This window comes from Zunongwangia atlantica 22II14-10F7, from assembly GCF_002094855.1.
Lineage (GTDB): Bacteria > Bacteroidota > Bacteroidia > Flavobacteriales > Flavobacteriaceae > Zunongwangia > Zunongwangia atlantica.
Genome location: NZ_ARYN01000078.1, coordinates 1 through 616 on the forward strand (window position 1 = coordinate 1; position 616 = coordinate 616).

Annotated in this window: 1 protein-coding gene; it reads left to right on the plus strand. The window is 25.6% G+C overall.

Going from position 1 to position 616, the window contains the following annotated elements; all coding sequences use genetic code 11:
* Window positions 1–67: 67 nt before the first annotated feature.
* Window positions 68–571, plus strand: coding sequence for a hypothetical protein (locus tag IIF7_RS20650; RefSeq protein ID WP_084843567.1), 504 nt, complete (start codon window positions 68–70; stop codon window positions 569–571).
* The last annotated feature ends 45 nt before the right edge of the window (window positions 572–616 follow it).

A 616-nucleotide genomic window follows, 5' to 3' on the forward strand; every position in this document is an offset into this window, starting at 1 on the left:
AGTTTTGAGACAAACTGCCGTTACCTGCAATAATTTTATTAAGATTGCGGTTTTAATTTTTTTATAAATGAATACTATTTCAGAACTGAACAAAATCTCTAAAAAAAACTCAAAGAAAATAAGAACTATTACATTGTATAATTTAATCAGTTTTTGGGGGGTTCTAATATTTGGGATTTTTGGTATGCTAATAGGAATATATTTTCTTCCAATAGAAAAGTTAAATATTGAAAATGTTTCTATTATAGTTTTAATTCCAATTTGTCTTATTTTACTTAGTTATTATATGCTTGAAGTAAATTTAAAATTTCTAAAAGGCTCAAAAAGATCTTATTGGATTTTATTAGTGTTTTTTGCTATACAATGTGTTGGAATTGGAATGGCAAATACCAAATTCAATTTTGAATTAGGAGGAATTCCATTGAATTTCACTATTAGATTTGGTGAATTTTTCTTAAAAATAAATGTAGCTGCTATATGTTTGACACTATACCTTTTGAGCTTCAAAAAAAATCTACCTGAATTTTTAGAAAATTTAAAACAAAAAAATAGTCAAAATTACGGCAGGTAACAATGCGTATAGCCAATTGCGGCTAAATACTTAATCGATATTCGA